The following is an 18,234-nucleotide window of genomic DNA, read 5'->3' as shown; positions in this document are numbered from 1 at the left end:
CCTTTCCCGGCCGATCGGCCGAACGGTCAGTGCGTCAGCATGACGGCACCGGTAACAGCGATATTCAACAGCGACAGCGGCAGCATCAGTTTCCAGCCATAGGCCATGAGCTGGTCGTAGCGCGGACGCGGCAGCGCCGCGCGCAGCAGGATGAAGAAGCCCACGAAAGCCCCGGTCTTGATCGCGAACCACAATATCGGCGGCAGCAGCGGCCCCTGCCAGCCGCCGAAAAACAGGATCACGATCATCGCCGAGACCAGGATGATGCCGATATATTCGCCGACGAAGAACATCCCGAATTTCATGCTGGAATATTCGGTGTGAAACCCGGCACCCAGCTCGTTCTCGCCTTCCGGGAGATCGAAGGGCAGCCGATGGGTCTCGGCGATTCCGGCGATCATGAACACGATGAAGCCGAGAAACTGCGGGACCACGAACCACAGCTCCTGTTGCGCGCGCACGATATCGGCAAGGCTGAACGAGCCGGTCAGCATCACCACGCCGATCAGCGCCAGCCCCATGAAGACCTCGTAGCTCACCATCTGCGCCGCCGCGCGCATCCCGCCCAGCAGCGAATATTTGTTGTTCGAGGCCCAGCCGGCGAGAACGACGCTGTAGACCGACAGCGACGTCATCGCGAGAAAGAACAGAATGCCGATATTCAGATTACCCGCGATACCGATCGACGGCGTTACCGGCACGACCGCGAACGCCAGCAGCGCCGCGACCATCACGACCGCCGGGGCAAGAACGAACACCACCGGGTCGGCGAAAGGGGGTATCCAGTCCTGCTTGAACAGGATTTTGATCATGTCGGCGACCACCTGAAGCGACCCGAACGGCCCCACCCGGTTCGGCCCGCGCCGGTCCTGCCAGAAGCCGAGCAGCCGCCGCTCGATCCAGGTCAGCAGCGCGGCGCCGATCACCAGCATGAGCAGAATGCCGACGATGTTGAGCAGACCGAACAGGATCAGGTTCATGGCGCCGGCTCCGCGCGCCGCGGCGTGCCCCAGCCGGGCAGCGCGCACCAATCCATCCCCGGCAGCCCGACGCTCAGCATCGCGACACCGGACGGCAATTCCGGCGCCACCGTCACCGCCAGACGATACGACCCAGATTTGAAATCGATGTCGATCATGCCACCGTTTTCCACATCGAGGCTGCGCGCATCCGCTGGGTTCAGCGCGAGGCTCGGCGCCGCGATCCGTTCCGCGACCGCCGGGGCCAGCGCGCTGAGTTCCTCGCCGCCGAAAATCGGCCGGCGCGGCACGACGAACCATTGTCCCGGCCCACGGACAAACTGGCCGGGTGCCGTGGCATCGGGGCGCGGCGCCGCGGCGCCATTCGGCTCGAACAGCCGCACGCCGGGGTCGCCGCCGCGCAGCGCGCCGCCGACCTCATCCTGAAACTTGTTGAGCGACTGGATGGAATTCCAGGCCGGCGCCCAGAAGAACGGGATCAGCGACGCCGGCATCTGACCGTAATAGCCTTCCATCGTGCTGCTGAACGGCGACTCCTCCGGCACCGATGCGCGTGGCTCGTGCACGGTCCGGTCGGCATCGACGGCGGTACGGCCGCTGTAGCGATGCGGCTCGCTGCGGATACGGCTTCCGGCAATCCTGAAATCGCCCGGCGGCGTGGCCTCGCCGATCGCCACGAATTGCGTCATCGCGGATGCCAGAGACCGCACGACATCGTCGAGCCGGTGCCATTCCGAAGTTCCAGCGATATCGCGCAGCCACATCCAGCTCGCCTGCACGTCGTCCTTCGGAAACACCGCCTGGAACGAGCGCTGCGCCCGCCCCTCGCCGCTGACCAGCGTGCCGTCGCATTCCGCGAAATTCGCACTGGGCAGCACGATATCGGCTCTCGCCACGGTCGCCGTCGATACATGATCGAGAACGATCACATTCGCCGCGGCATCGAACAGCGCATCGACCCGCTTGCGTTCCGCCCGCCGGTACAGATCGTTTTCCAAAACGATCACCGTGGCCCCCTCGGTGACGGTGTCGATCGCATCCTCCACGCTGCCGCCCTGCATCAGCGCGAGCCCCATGCTGTTGCATTCCGGCACCGCGAGCACGATGCCGGGAAGCCGGTCCGCGCCGTTCAGCGCCTGGGCGATGCCGGCCGCCGCACGCAGCACCGCCTCGTCGCCCAGCCCGCAGCCCGACACGATCAGCGGGCGCTTCGCCGCCAGCAGCGCATCGGCGATCTCTCCCGCCAGCGCCTGCATCGCCTCCGGCAGATCTTCGACCGAAGGCGCATTCGCATCGATCCGATGCCGGATCGCGAAACCGAGCCGCGCGATATCGCACGGCGCGGCGCGGCAGGTCCGCGCGGCGATATCGTCGAGCCGGGTTGCCGCAACCGAGGCGACGAAAAGCGGGCTGCGCGCGCCCTGCGCCGCGTCGCGCACCGCCGCATCCTGCCAATGCGCGATCTTCAGCCGATCGGCGATCTCCATCGAGCGCCCCCGCGCTGCCTGGCGCAGCGCCAGCGCAACCCGTGGTGCCGTGTCCGCGACATCCTCGCCCAGCACCAGCACGACATCCGCCGCTTCCATCTCGCGCAGTGTCGGCGTCGGCACCGCCCCCGCCTGTAGAATTTCAATCGCCGTGGCAAGGCAACGTGCCTCCCGCGCCGAAACCCCGGCATGGAACCCATCGGCGCCAACCAGCCGCCGCAGCGCGAAATTCGCTTCGAGCGACGCGCGCGGCGAGCCGATCCCGATGATTTTGCCGCCCGTGCCAAGCGTCTTCGTCAGCGCATCCAGCGCCTCGGTCCTGGTCGCCGTTCGCATGCTACCGCCGGGGTCGCGCAGCACCGGCGTGCGCACCCGGTCCGGCCGGTTCGCGAACCCGTAGCCGAACCGGCCCCGATCGCACAGGAAATAGCCATTCACTGCGCCGTTATAGCGGTTCAGGATGCGGCGCACCTGGCCGCCCCGCTCGTTCACGCTGGTATTGCAGCCGACCCCGCAATGCACGCACACCGACGGCGCGCTGCGCATGTCCCATTTCCGGTTATAGGCGGCCGATAGCGTCTTGTCGGTGAACACGCCGGTCGGGCACACTTCGACGAGATTGCCGCTGAACTCGTTTTCCAGAACCCCGTCCTCGGCCCGCCCGAAATAGACGTTGTTGCGCGCCGCATACACGTCGAGATCGGCACCACCCGCATAATCGCGATAGAACCGCACGCAGCGATAGCAGGCGATGCAGCGGTTCATCTCGTGCTTGACGAACGGGCCCAGATACTGGTTGCGATGCGTGCGCTTGCTGAAGCGGTAGCGGCGATAGGCATGGCCGGTCATCACCGTCATGTCCTGCAAGTGACACTCGCCGCCTTCCTCGCAAACCGGGCAGTCATGCGGATGATTCGTCATCAGCCATTCGATCACGCTGGCACGAAACGACACGGCCTCCGGGTCGGCGATCGAAATCCGCGTCCCATCCGTCGCCGGCGTCATGCACGCCATCACGATCCGCCCCGTCGTATCCTCTGGATTGGCGAATTGCCGCACCGCACATTGCCGGCATGCTCCCACCGATCCGAGCGCCGGATGCCAGCAGAAATACGGCAGATCGAACCCGTTCGACAGACACGCCTGCAGCAGGTTGTCCTTCGGGTTGGCGGTGAATTCGCGGTCGTCGATATGGATGATCGCCATGGTCAGTGCGCCTCGTTCCACGGACAGCGTTTCTCATGAATATGCTGCTCGAACTCGGCGCGGAAATATTTCAGCCCGGATGCGAGCGGCGCCATCGCTCCCGGCGCATGGGCGCAGAATGTCCGGCCCGGTCCAAGAAATTTCACGTGCTGTTCGAGAATGTCGAGATCGTCCATCTCGCCCTCGCCCGCCTCGATCCCGGCGAGCAGTCGCTCGACCCAGGGCAGCCCGTCTCGGCACGGGGTACACCAGCCGCAGGATTCCTGGGCGAAAAAATGCTCAAGATTGCGCAGCATCCCGATCGGGCAAGTCCGCTGATCGAGCACGATCACCGCCCCCGTGCCGAGCCGGCTGCCGACTTTCTCGACCGAGGCGAAATCCATTTTCACTTCGATATCGTCGGCCATGATGAAGGAGGTCGACAAGCCGCCCGGCAAAACCCCGCGCAGCTCGTAGCCGTCGCGCATCCCGCCTGCATGCTCCTCGATGATTTCGCACAAAGGGGTGCTCATCGGCAGCTCCCACGAGCCGGGCCGGCGCACCCGTCCGCTCGCGCCGTAGATTTTGGTGCCGCCATCCTCGCCCCGTCCCAAGCCCATGAACCAGTCGGCGCCGTTATTGATGATATGCGGAACGTTGCAGAGCGTTTCGACGTTGTTCACCACCGTCGGCTTGCCCCACAGACCGCTGGTCTGCGGAAAGGGCGGTTTCGCGCGCGGCACCGCGCGCCTGCCTTCAAGTGCGGTGAGCAGTGCAGTCTCCTCGCCGCAGATATAGCGCCCGCCGCTGGCATGAACGTGAACCGCAAGATCGTAGCCCGATCCGAGGATGTTCGTGCCGAGATAGCCGCGCGCGTCCGCCTCCCCGACCGCCCGCCGCAGCCGGCGCTCGGCCAGAAAATACTCGCCGCGCAAAAAGATGTAGGCGGTCTCGGCCTGAATCGCATAGGCGGCGACGATCACCGCCTCGATCATCTGGTGCGGATCGCCTTCGAGCAGCAGCCGGTCTTTGAACGTACCCGGCTCCATCTCGTCGGCATTGACCACGAGATAATGCGGCCCCGACGCCGCGAGATCCTTCGGCACCAGGCTCCATTTGATGCCGGTGGGAAATCCCGCCCCGCCGCGGCCGCGCAGCTTGGACTGCGTGATTGCCTCGATCACATCCGCCGGCGCCATCCCGCCGAGAACCTTGCGCACCGCGCGATAGCCGCCCGCCTGCTCATAGCCTTCGATGTCGAGCGGCTCGCGATCGGGACGGATGTTATTGGTGAGCGGCGTTTCCATTGGGTTTTTTCGCTATGGTTGAATCCCGAGTATCGTATCGATCCGCACCGCATCGAGATCGCCGTGCAGCTCGTCATCCAGCAGCATCGCCGGCGCATGGTCGCAATGGCCGATGCACACGATCGGCAGCAGCGTATAGGCGCCATCCTTGCTGGTCTCGCCCGGCTGAATGCCGAGGCGCTTGCATAGATGCGCGTTCACCGCCTCCCGTCCCATCACCCAGCACGAGATGCTGTCGCACAGGAAAATCACGTGCTCGCCGACCGGACGGCGAAAGATCAGGTTGTAATAGGTCGCCACTCCGTCGAGATCGGCGCGCGACATATCGAGCAGTGCCGCGACCTCGGCGAGATGCCGGTCGGAAACCCATCGGTAATGACCCTGGACATAGCGCAGCGCCTCGATGCAGGCCGCGCGCTTGTCGTCGTAATGTCCCGCCATCGCCTCGATCGCGGCGCGCTGCTCGGCGGTCAGTCCCGCTTCGGTTTCAACGATCGACATCGGCCATCACGAAATCGATGCTGCCGATCAGCGCGATCAGATCGGCGACGAAAGCGCCCCGGCTGATCAGCGGAATCATCTGCAGATGCGGAAACGACGGCGTGCGGATGCGCGTGCGATACGACATGGTATCGCCGTCGCTGGTCAGATAATAGGCGTTCATCCCCTTGCTCGCTTCGATCCCGACGCAGGCTTCGCCGGGCGGGATGACCGGCCCCCAGCTCACATTGAGGAAATGGGTGATCAAGGTCTCGATGTCGTGCATCGTCCGTTCCTTGATCGGCGGCGTGGTCAGCCGGTGATCGGATTTATACGGACCGCTCGGCATGTTCTTGATGCATTGCCGGATGATCCGCACGCTCTGGCGCAATTCCTCGACATGCACCATCGTGCGATCGTAGCAATCGCCATGGGTATAGACCGGCACGTCGAATTCCAGTTGATCGTAGCCCGAATAGGGCCGCTTTTTCCGGCAATCCCAGTCGATCCCGCAGGCGCGCAAACCGGGCCCGGTCACCCCCCAGTCGATCGCCTCGTCCAGCGTATAGGCGGCGATGCCGACGGTGCGCGCCTTGAAGATCCGGTTCTGCATGACGAGCTTGACGTATTCGTCGAGCCGCTTCGGCAGATACGCGCAGAAATCGCCGATCAGCCTGTCCCAGCCTTGCGGCAGATCGGCCGCGACCCCGCCGATCCGAAACCACGCCGGATGCATCCGAAACCCGCACACCGCCTCGATGATCTCGAACACGCGCTCGCGATCGGTGAACATGTAGAACACCGGCGAAAGCTGGCCGACATCCTGCGACATGGTGCCGAAAAACACCAGATGGCTGGCAATCCGAAACAGCTCCGCCATCATGATGCGGATCATCTGCGCGCGCGGCGGCACCTCGATCCCGGCCAGCCGCTCGACCGCCATCACATAGGGAAAATTGTTCATCACGCCGCTGAGGTAGTCGATGCGGTCGGTGTAGGGGATGTAGGTGTGCCAGGATTGCCGCTCGCCCATCTTCTCGGCGCCGCGATGATGAAAGCCGATCTCCGGCACCACGTCGACGATTTGCTCACCCTCGAGCTGCAGGATCAGGCGGAACACGCCATGCACGCTCGGATGGTTCGGCCCCATGTTGAGGAACATGAAATCGGTCGATTCGCTCTGGCGCACCATGCCCCAATCCTCGGGGCGGAAGCGCAGCGCCTCCTGCTCGGCGATCTCCTTCTCCTCGGAGAGATCATAGATGCCCATATCGGTCGCGCGCGCGTAATGGTCCTTGCGCAGCGGGTGGCCGGTCCAGGTCGGCGGCGTCAGGATACGGGTCAGATGCGGATGGCCGGTGAAGGTCACGCCGAACATGTCCCACACCTCGCGCTCGTACCAGTTGGCGTTCGGCCAGAAATCGCTGATGGTCGGCAGGCTGGGCGTCTCGCCGCTCAGCGCCACCTTGATGCGCACATCCTGATTCCGGGTAAACGACATCAGGTGATACACCACGGTGAAATCGCTTTCCGGCTGATCGGCGCGATGCGTGCGCATCCGCTCGTCGAGCGCGGTCAGATCGAACAACATCCGAAAAGGGTCGGGCGCCTCGCTTTTCAGGTAGTGGAGCGTCTCGCGCAGGTGTTCGCGCTCGACCCAGATCGTCGGAATATCGTCGCAGGTCGGCTGCACCTTGACGAACCGCGATCTGAACCTGTCCGCAAGCTCGCGGGCAATCGGCGGCTCGGTATGGATCGACGCGGTTCTTTGCAGCATTGCGCATTCGCCTCGTCAGATTCGATCGGGGGGGTCGAGATCGGTCGCCTGGTTGCGCCTCTCGCGCTTGATGTCGCGAAAGCTCGGCCGCGGCGCCCGCACCACCCCCTGCGGCCCGACCACCCAGCTCAGCGGGCGGCGATCGCTCGCGATCGATTTCTGCAGAAGCATCAGCCCTTCGAACAGCGCATCCGGCCTCGGCGGGCATCCCGGCACATACACATCGACCGGCAGGAAGGTGTCGACCCCCTGCACCACGCTGTAGATGTCGTACATCCCGCCGGAATTGGCGCAGGACCCCATCGAAATCACCCAGCGCGGCTCCAGCATCTGGTCGTATAGATACTTGATCACGGGGGCCATTTTCACGAATACCGTCCCGGAAATGACGATCACGTCCGCTTCGCGCGGCGTCGCCCGCAACACTTCCGCGCCAAACCGTGCGATATCGAACTTGCTGGTAAACGAGGTGGCCATCTCGACATAGCAGCAGGACAACCCGAAATTGAACGGCCAGAGCGAATTCTTCTGCCCCCAGGCGACCAGATCCTGCAGCTTGCCCAGCACCAGATTGCGCATGACCGCGTCGGTGAACGAGCCGCCCTGGACGCCGGCGGCCGCCGGATCAGCCATTCTGTCGTCGGTACGGGTGAGGGACCATGCCATCGCCGCTCACCTTACCCCCGGCACCGGCCGGATTCGCGGCCTCGGCCCCCAGTCCAGCGCGCCGATGCGCCAGAGATAGGCGAGCGCCGCTAACAGCAGGAAGATGAACCCGAGCATCGCGATATAGCCGTTCCACCCCGCGGGCCGAATGGCGATCGCCCAGGCATAGATGAACACGCTTTCGAGATCGAAGACCACGAACAGCATGGCGACGAGGTAGAACTGGATCGGAAAGCGCATCCGCGCATCCGCGACCGGCAATATTCCGGATTCGAAGGGCTGGATGGTGGATCGCGCGGTATGCCGCTGGCCGAGGACGAAAGAGCCTCCGATCATCGCCGCGACGAGCGCGAAGACGGCGCCGAAATACACGACCAGAAACCAAAGATGTGTCGCTTTTCCCATCCGGCGCGCTCCCGATCCAAGGTTCGGAAACCGCCCGCTAAGTTCTGCTATCCCTCACCTTAGCGGCACGGAATCAACAAGCAACTTACCTATTCGAGCCTCATCGGTATGCCGGTTTCCGGGGATTGTCAAGAAACCGCGATGTCGGAAATTGCACGGTCACGATTTCGCGAAGCCCCCGGAGAACGGCACCGTTCCGTTCCGGTTTCCCCGCCGCCGGCGGGCCGCCGAACCCGGCTCCGGCCCCATCTCTCCGTCCCGTCGCCGCGCCCAGCCACTCCCTCCGGCCCACATCCTTTGCTGAAACCCCGCCGTCAGAACGAAACGGCAAGGTCATTCCGGCCTGACGGAAGGTCAGCGCCCGGCAAACCAACCGCCGATGACTAAAAAAGTTTCGTTTTACTACAGGATCAATGACCTAACACGATAACAAACTATAGATTTTATCTGTTTGAACCTGTATGATGAAAATCATGCCCGCAAAAAAACAAGTAGCCCAGGAGTCGGTCGGTCAGCGGATTCGCGCCCTCCGTCTTGCCAATAACCTCACTCAGGACGAGTTCGCGCAGCAGCTCGGGGTCTCCCGCTCGGCCATCGCCCAGTGGGAGACCGACCGGGCCGGGCAGGTGCGCGAAAATCTTGAGCGCATCTCCAAGGTTCTCGGCACCTCGCTCGCCTATCTGGTCTCGGGCGAGACCGGGTCGCTGCAAGGCGACGAGCTTGCGCTGATGCGCCTCTATCGCGCCTGCGCGCCGGAGGATCGCCAGATCCTGCTCCGAACCGCGAAGCGCCTCGCCCGAAGCTGACACGGCAACGCGCCGACCTCGCCCTCGTCGCGCGCGGCCTTGCGCCCAGCCGCGCGCGCGCAGGCGGCGATCAAGGCCGGGCAAGTGGTCTCCGGCACCCGCGCCATCACCCGCCCAAGCGATCCGATCGACGATGACGCCCCCCTCGCACTGCTTGGCTCCGGCCATGGCTGGGTGTCGCGCGGCGGCATCAAGCTCGCCCACGCGCTCGCGTATTTCGGCCTCTCGCCGGCCGGGCGCATCTGTCTCGATATCGGCGCCTCGACCGGCGGCTTCACCGAGGTTCTGTTAGCAAACGACGCAAAATACGTCTATGCGGTTGATGTTGGCCATAACCAACTATCGGTTAGATTGCGGAACGATCCGTGTGTTCGCGTCATGGAGGAGTGCAATGCCCGGCATCTCGCGCAAGACGCGATCCCCGAGCCGATCGGCGCCCTCGTTTGCGATGTCAGCTTCATCGGCCTGCGCCTCGCCCTGCCGGCCGGTCTCGCCCTCTGCGCGCCCGGCGCCTTCGCGATCGCCCTGATCAAACCCCAGTTCGAAGCCGGGCGGGGTGCGATCGGCAAAGGCGGCATCGTGCGCGATCCCGCGATCCATCGCGCGGTCTGCGACACGATCGAAACCTGGTGGAGTGCCCTGCCGTCCTGGCGCGTCATCGGCGTCACCGACAGCCCGATCGCCGGCGGCGACGGCAATCGCGAATTCCTGATCGCCGCCGAAAAATCAGCCTGAGCATTTCCGAATCAGAACGATCAGGCTTTCTTCGCCGGCAAAGCCAGCGCCAGCGACAATTCCTTCAGCCGCGCCGGCGGCACCGGCGCGGGCGCGCCCATCATCAGATCCTCGCCCTGCTGATTGAGCGGGAAGGCGATCACCTCGCGCAGATTCGGTTCGTCGGTCAGCAGCATCACCATCCGGTCGATCCCCGGCGCCGAACCGCCATGCGGCGGCGCGCCATAGCGGAACGCGTTCAGCATGCCGCCGAACCGCGCCTCGACCTCTTCCGCGCCGTACCCGGCGATCTCGAACGCCCGCAGCATGATATCCGGGCGATGATTGCGGATCGCCCCGGACGACAATTCCACCCCGTTGCACACGATGTCGTATTGAAACGCCTTGATGGTCAGCGGGTCCTGGCCGTTCAGCGCCTCAAGACCGCCCTGCGGCATCGAGAACGGGTTGTGCGAAAACCCGATCTGCCCGGTCTCCTCATCCAGTTCGAACATCGGGAAATCGACGATCCAGCAGAACCGGAATTCCGTCCCCGAAATCAATCCCAGATCATGTCCGAGCCTGGTGCGCACCGCACCGGCGAATTTCGCCGCCGCATCCCTGGCACCCGCCGCGAAAAACACCGAATCCCCCGGCTTCGCGCCACAAGCCTCGCGAATCGCCTCGCAGCGCGACGCTTCAAGATTCTTCGCGATCGGACCCTTCGCACCGCCTTCCTCGAAAACGATGTAACCCAGCCCGCCGGCACCCTCGGCGCGCGCCCATTCGTTCAATTTGTCGAAAAAGCTGCGCGGCTGGCCCGCCGTCCCCGGCGCCGGAATCGCGCGCACCACGCCGCCGCCCGCCACGATCTTCGCGAACAGCCCGAACCCCGAATCGCGAAACGCCTCGGTCACATCGGCGATTTCCAGCGGATTGCGCAAATCCGGCTTGTCCGAGCCGTATTTCAGCAGCGCCTCACCATAGGGGATGCGCGGAAACGGCCAGTCGCTGACGCGCTTGCCGCCCGAAAACGCGCGGAACAACCCGCCCAGCACCGGCTCGATCGTCGCGAACACATCCTCCTGCGTCGCGAAGCTCATTTCGAAATCCAACTGATAAAACTCGCCCGGCGCCCGATCCGCCCGGCTCGCCTCGTCGCGAAAACACGGCGCGATCTGGAAATACCGGTCAAACCCGGCCACCATCAGCAACTGCTTGAACTGCTGCGGCGCCTGCGGCAGCGCGTAGAATTTGCCCGGATGCAGCCTGGCCGGGACCAGAAAATCCCGCGCCCCTTCCGGCGAGGACGCGGTCAGGATCGGCGTGGTGAATTCGGTGAACCCGCGTGCCGTCATTTCCCGCCGCAGCCACGCGACCACCTGGGCACGCAGCATGATGTTGCGGTGCAGCTTTTCCCGTCGCAAATCGATGAACCGGTAGCGCAGCCGCAAATCCTCGGGGAATTGCGCATCCCCCGCCACCTGGATCGGCAGCACATCGGCCGCCGACTGCACAGTCAGCGTCGCCACGCGCAGTTCGATCTCCCCGGTCGGCAGCTTCGGGTTCACCGTCCCGACTTCGCGCGCCACCACATCCCCAGTCACGGTAATCACGCTTTCCACCCGCAGCGCCTCGGCCGCCTCGAACACCGAAGACCCGTTCGGCACCACGCATTGGGTCATCCCGAAATGATCGCGCAGATCGATGAACAGCAGCCCGCCATGGTCGCGCTTGGCGTGTATCCAGCCGGACAGCCGCGCCGCCGAACCGGCATCGGCCGCGCGCAGGGCGCCGCAATCATGGGTGCGATACTCGTGCATGGGGAACCGATCCTGAATGAAATCCGGGGCAAATGACCGGCCGGCCTCTTTTCTGTCAACCCGCCCCGTGCCACTGACCGGACATGAAGCCGCAAGCGACCTTCCCAGCACCCGTCCTGATCGCCGCCACCGCCGACCTCGCGGCACTCTGCGAGCGTCTTGCGGCGGAACCCTATGTCACGGTCGATACCGAATTCATGCGCGAGCGCACCTATTTCCCCCAGCTCTGCGTGGTCCAGCTCGGCGGTGCCACGGATGTCGCGGTGATCGACGCTCAGGCGCCGGGCCTCGATCTCGCCCCGCTCGGCGCCCTGCTCGCCAATCCGTCCGTCACCAAGGTGTTCCACGCCTGCCGCCAGGATGTCGAAATCTTTCTCCTGAAATTCGGCGCGGTTCCCACCCCGATTTTCGACACCCAGATCGCCGCCATGGTCGCCGGCTTCGGCGATCAGGTCGGTTACGACACGCTGGTCTCATCCCTCGCCGGCGGCGGCATCGACAAGGCCCATCGCTTTTCCGACTGGCAGGCACGCCCGCTCTCGGCGGCGCAGATCGAGTATGCCGCCGCCGACGTGACCTGGCTGCGCCGCGTCTATGAAGCGCTGCGCGACCGGCTGGAGCGCGATTCCCGGTTCGATTGGGTCGCCGAGGAAATGGCCGTCCTCGCCGAACCCGGCACCTACCGCACCGAACCCGAGGAAGCCTGGAAGCGCCTTAAACTGCGCGGCGCCAACCGCCGCCAGCTCGCCCTGATCCAGGCGATCGCCGCCTGGCGCGAGCGCGAGGCGATGCGCATCGACATTCCTCGCCAGCGCGTGGTCAAGGACGAGCAGATCCCCGAACTTGCCGCGATCGCCCCGTCCAACCCCGACGATCTCACCCGCGTACGCGGCCTGTCCAAGGGGTTCGCGGAAGGAAAATCAGGCACTTCGCTCCTCGCCGCCATTCGCGAGGCCAAATCCCTGCCGGACAGCGCCCTGCCCCTACTCCCCCGCGCCAACGAATTCCTCAAGCCATCCCCGGCCATGGTCGCATTATTGAAAGTCCTCCTCGCCGAGTGCGCCAGCGCCCATCACGTCGCCGCGCGGCTGATCGCCTCGTCGGAGGATATCGACCGTCTCGCCGGCGAGGATGCGCCCGACCTGCCCTGCCTGCACGGCTGGCGCGCCGAGATTTTCGGCACCGACGCGCTCCGCCTCAAGGCGGGCAAAATCGCCCTCGCCGCCCGCGGCAAACGGATCGAAACCATCGACCTGCCCGCCTGACCCCGAACCCTCCGAGCATCGCGAGATCGCAACTCGCCGGCGACGGCTCATCTTGGATCGGATGAACCAACACCGTCATAAGACAAGCGTGATCGACCGAAAGTCATCGCGCTCTCAGAATCATGAACTACCAGGCAAACCGGGGCGTAACCGCGCCCGGCCGGACGCCGAACCGCTCCGCCTCCGCGCTGAGCCCAGCCTCGCCGGCACCGGCCAGAATGCCGGTGCGCACCAGAAGCGTGCGGCAGCCCTGCGCCGCCGCCCCGGCGATATCGTGCTCGATACTGTCGCCCACACCGAAAATCCGCGCGTGCGGCATTCCCGGCAGGAGTAAAAACGCCGCCTGATACAGCTTCGGATGCGGCTTGCCGAACCAGCGCACAGTGCCCCCCGCCACGCGATACGCCTCGGCCAGCGCCCCGGCGCCCGGATGCAGCGCTCCATCGGCCAGCATCAGCCGATCCGGGTTGGTGCAGATCGCGGGAACTCCGCGCGCCGCCGCCGCCGCCATCCGCGCCCACAGCGCGTCGTAGCCGTAGCGGTCGGTCTCGGAACCGGCGATCATCACCAGATCGGCCCGATCGGCATCCGCCACCAGCTCGATATCGAAGCCTTCCAGAATATCGAGCGCGGGGTCGCGCGCGAACAGCAGAACCCGGCAGCGCCGGTGCAGCACCTCCGGCGGGTCCGCGCGCAGCGCGGCCCAGCCCACCTCGCCGGAACACAGCGAGGCATCGTAGCATTCCGGCCCGATCCCCATGGCGGCGAGCCGGCGATCATTGTTCGCCGCGCGCCGTCCCGAGTTCGACAGCAGAATGACCACCTTCCCGGCAGCGCGCAGCCGCCTCAGCGTCTCCGCCGCCCCCGGATAGGGTTTTGCTCCGTCATGGATCGTGCCGAACTGGTCGATCAGGAACGCATCCGCCTCGTCCATCAGCGCCGACAGACCCGGAATCATCCGCATGACGCGAGCCCCAGCAGCGCGAGCCGTGCCGTGCCATAGGCCGCCTCGGTCTGCCGTGCCGCCACCACCTCGACCCCCAGAATCCGCGCGCGCAAAGCAGTCCATACCGGGTTCACCGCGCCGCCGCCCACCGTCAGCACCCGGCGCACCGGCGGCGCGCCCAGCTCGGCGAGCCGCCGGTAGCCCAGCGCCTCGATCCGCGCCAACCCCTCCAGCAGCCCGTGCAGAAACCGCGCATCGTCATCCGGGCGCGGCTCCAACCTTGGCCGCAAGCCGGGATCGTTGACCGGAAACCGCTCGCCCGGCGCGGGCAGCGGATAGTAATCGAGCCCGGAATCCCGCGCCGGATCGATCCGCGCCGAAAGTTCCGCGATCCGCTCGGGCGCGAAAAACTGCGCGAGCACCGCCGCTCCGGCATTCGCGGCACCACCGGGCAGGAACTGCCCGAGCAGCCGATGGCTGTAGATACCATGATTGGGCGCGAACACCGGCCGGTCCGACAGCAGCTTCAGTGTCAGGGTCGAGCCCAGCGCCGTCACCCCGTCGCCCGCCCGCGCGGCGCCGGTCGCGAGGAACGAGGCACAGCCATCGGTGGTCCCGGCGACGATCCGCGCATCCGCGCGGAACCCGAAGCGCGCCGCGGCGTCCCGCCCGACCGCGCCGATCACCACCCCCGGCTCGACCACGCGCGGCAGCAGCGAAACATCGAGCCCGAGCCGCCCGATCCAGCCCGGCCACCCGCCCGCGACCGGATCATAGCCCGATTTCAGCGTGTTATTGGCATCCGACACGCCGAGCGGCGCGCCCAGACGATGCGCCACCCAATCCGCCTCATGCAAAACATGGGCAAGCCCAGGCCGATCAAGGAGCGAAACCATCCGCCCAAGCGGCGAGGTCTCGCCATGCGCGGCACTGTCCCGCGGGGCAACCCCGGCGATGCGCGCGACCGCATCCGGCGCCGCCCGGTCATTATAGAGCGAGGCCGGGCCGAGCGGCGCACCCTTCGCATCCGTCGCGAGGATCGTGCCCGACGTGCCATCGACCGCGATGGCATCCACCGCGCCCGGATCGGTCGAAGCGCACAGCACCTCCAGCGCCGCCCCGACCGCCCGCCAGATCGATCCGGGATCGCGCCGGTTCTCCGCCGCGATCCGTGCGGACCCCTGGCCGAGCACCGCCCCGCCCGCATCGATCGCGACCGCCCGAACCCCGGAGGTGCCGAGATCGATCCCGAGCCCGACCCTCACCGCCTCAGCCCCTGCCGATAGGTCTCCGCCTCCCAGCCGAGCAGCGCCGCCTCGTCCGCCTGGCTCAGCGCCACAAGCGGCGCTCCGGGCGGAATCCGTGCCGCGACATCGGCGAGACAGCGCGCCATCGCCAGCGCGGAGGTCGAAGCGTCGCGCCGCAGCAGCGCCCCCGCGCCTGGCACCAAAGCCAATGGCGCGGTCGCTTTCGGCCATTCCGCCGCGCCGGGGCCAAGAAAAATCACATGATCGGGATAGAGCGACCCCGCCCGCGCGACCGCAAGACACACCGGATCGGTCGCCAGCGCGTGCAGCGCAGCGTCGGTCGCGGGCACATAATCGGTGCCGTCCGCCAGGGCGGCCAGACGCCCGATATCGGCTTCCGGCGCCGGGCGCGGCGCCACCGCGAGCCGTTCCGCCACGGTATCGAGCAGCGCCATCGCCGCCGCGACCGTTTCGGCGCACACGGTCAGGCCGTGATTGCCGAGCACGTAAATGTCGAAGCCCGGCTGCGCCGCCACCGCCTCGGCCAATGGCTGGCCGGGCCGCACATAGGGAACGAACGTCCAGAGCAGGCCATCAAGCGCGCGCGCCAGAATTTCCGGCGCATCTTCGCGCACCGCGACGGCGATGGTCGCGACGCAATGCACATGCAGCACCACGCGCCCCGGCAGCAGCGCGTGCATCGCGGTCTCGATCGAGGGGCGCAGCGCGGTGTCGTCGCGCACGAATCGCTGGACACTCTCGACATCCTCGCCGCACGCGAACGCGTGGCACAGCGCGCTGAGCGCTACCGGCACCATGATGTCGCGCGCCTCTGCATCCGCCAGCCACTGGCCGGACGCCTTGATCCAAAGCGTATCGTCGAGCTTGACCGAAGTATTGCCGCCCGCCGCCTGCACGCGCAGCCGGTCCGCCCCGAGCCGCGCCGACGCCGCCGCCAGCTCGGCAAGCGCCGTCACGATGCCGCCATCCACTTGGTGAACTCCACCTGCTCCGCTTGCGTCAGATGCAGCCCGTGCTTGGTGCGCCGGAGCAGAATATCCTCGGCGGTCAGCGCCCACTCGGTGCGGCGCAGAAACTCCGCCTCGATTTCATGGAGCAGCCCGCCGAAATGCCGGCCAAGCGAGCCCATGCCGCGCGCATCTCCCAGCATCTCGCGCGCCCGCGTGCCGTAAAGCCGCGCGTAGTGATGCGCCAAAGTCATCGGCAGAAACGGATATTCGCGGGACAGCGCCGCGAGAAATTCATCGAAATCGGCGTTCTGCATCTCGCCGCCGGGCAGCGAAGCCGTCGCGGTCCACGCGCCGGACGCGCCGTTCAGGAACGGCCTGAGCTTGTCCAGCGCGTGCTCGGCGAGCTTGCGATAGGTGGTGATCTTGCCGCCGAACACCGACAGCAGCGGCGCCTCGCCGGGAAGGTGGTCGATATCGAACACATAATCCCGCGTCACCGCCGAGGGGTTCGCCGCAAGGTCGTCATAGAGCGGCCGCACGCCGGAAAATTCGCTGACGATATCGGCCTCGGTCAAGTGCACCTTCATGTAGCGATTGACGACACGCAAGAGATACCGGCGCTCCGCGTCCTCGACCGCGACATCCTCGGCCGCGCCCTCATAGGGAATGTCGGTGGTGCCGATCAGGCAGAGATCGTCCTCGTAAGGGTTGACGAAAATCACCCGCTTGTCGTCGTTCTGCAACAGGTAGGCCTGCGGCCCCTTCCAGAATTTTTTCACGACGATATGGCTGCCCTTGACCAGCCGCACCTTCGCCGGCGTATTCAGTCCGGCCACGCCCCGCATCACCTCGGCGACCCACGGCCCGGCGGCATTGACCAGGATGCGTGACGTCACGGTTTCTGTCGCGCCGTTATGATCGTCCAGCGTCACCTGCCAGACCCCATCCGCGCGCCGTGCCGAAGCCGCCGCCGTGCGCGGACGAACCTCGGCACCGCGCCGCGCCGCGTCCAGCACGTTCAGCACCACCAGCCGCGCGTCATCGACCCAGCAATCGGAATACTCGAAGCCGCGCGGGAATCCGTCCTTCACCGCATCGCCTTCGGGCGCGCGCCGCAGATCGAGCGCCCGGCTGGCGGGAAGCCTCTCGCGCCCGCCGAGATGATCGTAGAGAAACAGCCCGATCCGCACCATCCAGGCCGGCCGCTGCTCCGGGCTGTGCGGCAGCACGAAGCGCATCGGCCAGACGATATGGGGTGCGGCGCGCAGCAGCACCTCGCGCTCGATCAGCGCCTCGCGCACCAGGCGGAACTCGTAATACTCCAGATAACGCAGCCCGCCATGCACCAACTTGCCCGAGCGCGACGAGGTGCCTTCGGCGAAATCGCCTTTCTCGCACAGCAGGGTTTTCAACCCCCGTCCCGCCGCGTCGCGCGCGATCCCCGCCCCGTTGATGCCGCCGCCGATGACGACGAGATCGTAGTCAGAATTCATGCGGCGCTCGCCGTCTCGTCCTGAATGCCGTAGCCGGAAAACTGCGCCAGGGTCGCGTCGATATCCGCCCTGGTCAGGATATGCGGATTGCCCAGAACCAGCACGTGGTAGTATTGCCGAGCGATCGTCTCCAGCTCGACCGCGCGCCACATCGCCTTGTCCAGATTTTCACCCAGCGCGATCATGCCGTGATTGGCGAGCAAACAGCCCATCCGATCGCGCAGCGCTTCCACCGCATGAACCGACAATGCCTTGGTGCCGAACGTCGCATAGGGCGCGCAGCGGATATCGGTGCCCCCGAACGCCGCGATCATGTAGTGGCACGCTTCGATATTCTTGCGCGCGATCGCCAGCACCGTCGCGAAGGTCGGGTGCGAATGCACGATCGCATTCACCTCGGGCCTTGCCCGCATGATGTCGAGATGAAACCGCCATTCGGTCGAGGGTTTTTTCGGCCCGGTCCAGGTGCCGTATTCGCCCTCGATCGGCATCGCCGCGACCATCTCCGGCTCGATCAGGTGATAGGGCGTGGCCGAAGGCGAAATCAGCATCATGCCGTCATGGCGCACGCTGATATTGCCGGACGTGCCCTGGTTGATGCCGAGCGCGTTCATCTGCTGGCAGGCGTGGATCAGGGCTTTGCGGATCGAAAGTTCGGTCATGGTGGAACGGCTCCTGTTAG

General features: G+C 65.8%; 15 protein-coding genes and 1 pseudogene. 3 read left to right on the top strand and 13 right to left on the bottom strand.

Features of this window, described 5'->3' with window-relative positions; translation table 11 throughout:
* Positions 1 to 26 precede the first annotated feature (26 nt).
* The 7 genes from nuoH to ndhC are packed head-to-tail and all read right to left on the bottom strand — an operon-like array spanning position 27 to position 8,287.
* A complete protein-coding gene (nuoH, locus tag L2A60_RS10725) occupies positions 27 to 980 on the bottom strand; it encodes an NADH-quinone oxidoreductase subunit NuoH (RefSeq protein ID WP_235704375.1) in 954 nt (317 codons plus the stop codon).
* On the bottom strand, positions 977 to 3,673 hold the full coding sequence (gene nuoG / locus L2A60_RS10720) for an NADH-quinone oxidoreductase subunit NuoG (protein ID WP_235704374.1): 2,697 nt from the start codon (positions 3,671 to 3,673) through the stop codon (positions 977 to 979). The genes nuoH and nuoG overlap by 4 nt, the downstream gene beginning before the upstream one ends.
* A gap of 2 nt (positions 3,674 to 3,675) precedes the next feature.
* Complete coding sequence (gene nuoF, locus L2A60_RS10715) at positions 3,676 to 4,959, bottom strand: NADH-quinone oxidoreductase subunit NuoF (protein WP_235704373.1); 1,284 nt, start codon at positions 4,957 to 4,959, stop codon at positions 3,676 to 3,678.
* A gap of 12 nt (positions 4,960 to 4,971) precedes the next feature.
* The gene (gene nuoE, locus L2A60_RS10710) at positions 4,972 to 5,454 is read right to left on the bottom strand and encodes an NADH-quinone oxidoreductase subunit NuoE (protein ID WP_262312701.1); all 483 of its coding nucleotides are present in this window, start codon (positions 5,452 to 5,454) and stop codon (positions 4,972 to 4,974) included.
* Positions 5,447 to 7,216 carry an NADH-quinone oxidoreductase subunit C/D gene (gene nuoC / locus L2A60_RS10705; protein ID WP_235704372.1) on the bottom strand — a complete coding sequence of 590 codons (1,770 nt, stop codon included), beginning with the start codon at positions 7,214 to 7,216 and terminating at the stop codon, positions 5,447 to 5,449. The genes nuoE and nuoC overlap by 8 nt, the downstream gene beginning before the upstream one ends.
* 15 nt (positions 7,217 to 7,231) lie before the next feature.
* Positions 7,232 to 7,882 (bottom strand): NADH-quinone oxidoreductase subunit B, encoded by a 651-nt coding sequence (locus tag L2A60_RS10700; RefSeq protein ID WP_407932540.1) that lies wholly within the window; start codon positions 7,880 to 7,882, stop codon positions 7,232 to 7,234.
* A gap of 6 nt (positions 7,883 to 7,888) precedes the next feature.
* A complete protein-coding gene (gene ndhC / locus L2A60_RS10695; protein ID WP_235704371.1) occupies positions 7,889 to 8,287 on the bottom strand; it encodes an NADH-quinone oxidoreductase subunit A in 399 nt (132 codons plus the stop codon).
* Between the two features lie 473 nt (positions 8,288 to 8,760).
* Between ndhC and L2A60_RS10690 the strand changes: the two genes are divergently transcribed.
* A complete protein-coding gene (locus L2A60_RS10690) occupies positions 8,761 to 9,093 on the top strand; it encodes a helix-turn-helix domain-containing protein (protein WP_235704370.1) in 333 nt (110 codons plus the stop codon).
* Positions 9,090 to 9,828 (top strand): annotated as a pseudogene (locus L2A60_RS10685) (TlyA family RNA methyltransferase). The gene L2A60_RS10690 and the pseudogene L2A60_RS10685 overlap by 4 nt, the downstream one beginning before the upstream one ends.
* A 20-nt stretch (positions 9,829 to 9,848) precedes the next feature.
* Here the strand turns inward: L2A60_RS10685 and aspS are convergent.
* Positions 9,849 to 11,630, bottom strand: coding sequence for an aspartate--tRNA ligase (gene aspS / locus L2A60_RS10680; RefSeq protein ID WP_235704369.1), 1,782 nt, complete (start codon positions 11,628 to 11,630; stop codon positions 9,849 to 9,851).
* An 83-nt stretch (positions 11,631 to 11,713) separates the two neighbouring features.
* On the opposite strand from aspS, the gene rnd reads away from it, so the two are divergent.
* Positions 11,714 to 12,895, top strand: coding sequence for a ribonuclease D (rnd, locus tag L2A60_RS10675; RefSeq protein WP_235704368.1), 1,182 nt, complete (start codon positions 11,714 to 11,716; stop codon positions 12,893 to 12,895).
* 127 nt (positions 12,896 to 13,022) lie between these two features.
* Here the strand turns inward: rnd and L2A60_RS10670 are convergent, their stop codons facing one another.
* The 5 genes from L2A60_RS10670 to L2A60_RS10650 are packed head-to-tail and all read right to left on the bottom strand — an operon-like array spanning position 13,023 to position 18,214.
* Positions 13,023 to 13,859: a TIGR01459 family HAD-type hydrolase gene (locus L2A60_RS10670; RefSeq protein WP_235704367.1), complete on the bottom strand. Its 837-nt coding sequence runs from the start codon at positions 13,857 to 13,859 to the stop codon at positions 13,023 to 13,025.
* Positions 13,850 to 15,106, bottom strand: a complete 1,257-nt coding sequence (locus L2A60_RS10665) for an FGGY-family carbohydrate kinase (RefSeq protein ID WP_235704366.1) — start codon at positions 15,104 to 15,106, stop codon at positions 13,850 to 13,852. The genes L2A60_RS10670 and L2A60_RS10665 overlap by 10 nt, the downstream gene beginning before the upstream one ends.
* Positions 15,103 to 16,080 carry a class II aldolase/adducin family protein gene (locus tag L2A60_RS10660; protein WP_235704365.1) on the bottom strand — a complete coding sequence of 326 codons (978 nt, stop codon included), beginning with the start codon at positions 16,078 to 16,080 and terminating at the stop codon, positions 15,103 to 15,105. Before L2A60_RS10660 ends, L2A60_RS10665 begins: the two co-directional genes overlap by 4 nt.
* Positions 16,062 to 17,552, bottom strand: a complete 1,491-nt coding sequence (locus L2A60_RS10655) for a glycerol-3-phosphate dehydrogenase (protein WP_235704364.1) — start codon at positions 17,550 to 17,552, stop codon at positions 16,062 to 16,064. Before L2A60_RS10655 ends, L2A60_RS10660 begins: the two co-directional genes overlap by 19 nt.
* Positions 17,549 to 18,214, bottom strand: a complete 666-nt coding sequence (locus tag L2A60_RS10650) for a class II aldolase/adducin family protein (protein ID WP_235704363.1) — start codon at positions 18,212 to 18,214, stop codon at positions 17,549 to 17,551. Before L2A60_RS10650 ends, L2A60_RS10655 begins: the two co-directional genes overlap by 4 nt.
* Positions 18,215 to 18,234: the final 20 nt, after the last annotated feature.

The organism is Acidiphilium iwatense, assembly GCF_021556475.1.
GTDB classification, from domain to species: Bacteria; Pseudomonadota; Alphaproteobacteria; order Acetobacterales; family Acetobacteraceae; genus Acidiphilium; species Acidiphilium iwatense.
The sequence above is the reverse complement of the archived record's forward strand: the minus strand, read 5'-3'. Positions and strand labels throughout refer to the sequence as shown.

Coding starts and splice junctions, on each gene's coding strand:
- nuoH (WP_235704375.1), bottom strand. CDS start 980: ATGAACCTGATCCTGTTCGGTCTGCTCAACATCGTCGGCATTCTGCTC.
- nuoG (WP_235704374.1), bottom strand. CDS start 3,673: ATGGCGATCATCCATATCGACGACCGCGAATTCACCGCCAACCCGAAG.
- nuoF (WP_235704373.1), bottom strand. CDS start 4,959: ATGGAAACGCCGCTCACCAATAACATCCGTCCCGATCGCGAGCCGCTC.
- nuoC (WP_235704372.1), bottom strand. CDS start 7,216: ATGCTGCAAAGAACCGCGTCGATCCATACCGAGCCGCCGATTGCCCGC.
- L2A60_RS10700 (WP_407932540.1), bottom strand. CDS start 7,882: ATGGCATGGTCCCTCACCCGTACCGACGACAGAATGGCTGATCCGGCG.
- ndhC (WP_235704371.1), bottom strand. CDS start 8,287: ATGGGAAAAGCGACACATCTTTGGTTTCTGGTCGTGTATTTCGGCGCC.
- L2A60_RS10690 (WP_235704370.1), top strand. CDS start 8,761: ATGCCCGCAAAAAAACAAGTAGCCCAGGAGTCGGTCGGTCAGCGGATT.
- aspS (WP_235704369.1), bottom strand. CDS start 11,630: ATGCACGAGTATCGCACCCATGATTGCGGCGCCCTGCGCGCGGCCGAT.
- rnd (WP_235704368.1), top strand. CDS start 11,714: ATGAAGCCGCAAGCGACCTTCCCAGCACCCGTCCTGATCGCCGCCACC.
- L2A60_RS10670 (WP_235704367.1), bottom strand. CDS start 13,859: ATGCGGATGATTCCGGGTCTGTCGGCGCTGATGGACGAGGCGGATGCG.
- L2A60_RS10655 (WP_235704364.1), bottom strand. CDS start 17,552: ATGAATTCTGACTACGATCTCGTCGTCATCGGCGGCGGCATCAACGGG.
- L2A60_RS10650 (WP_235704363.1), bottom strand. CDS start 18,214: ATGACCGAACTTTCGATCCGCAAAGCCCTGATCCACGCCTGCCAGCAG.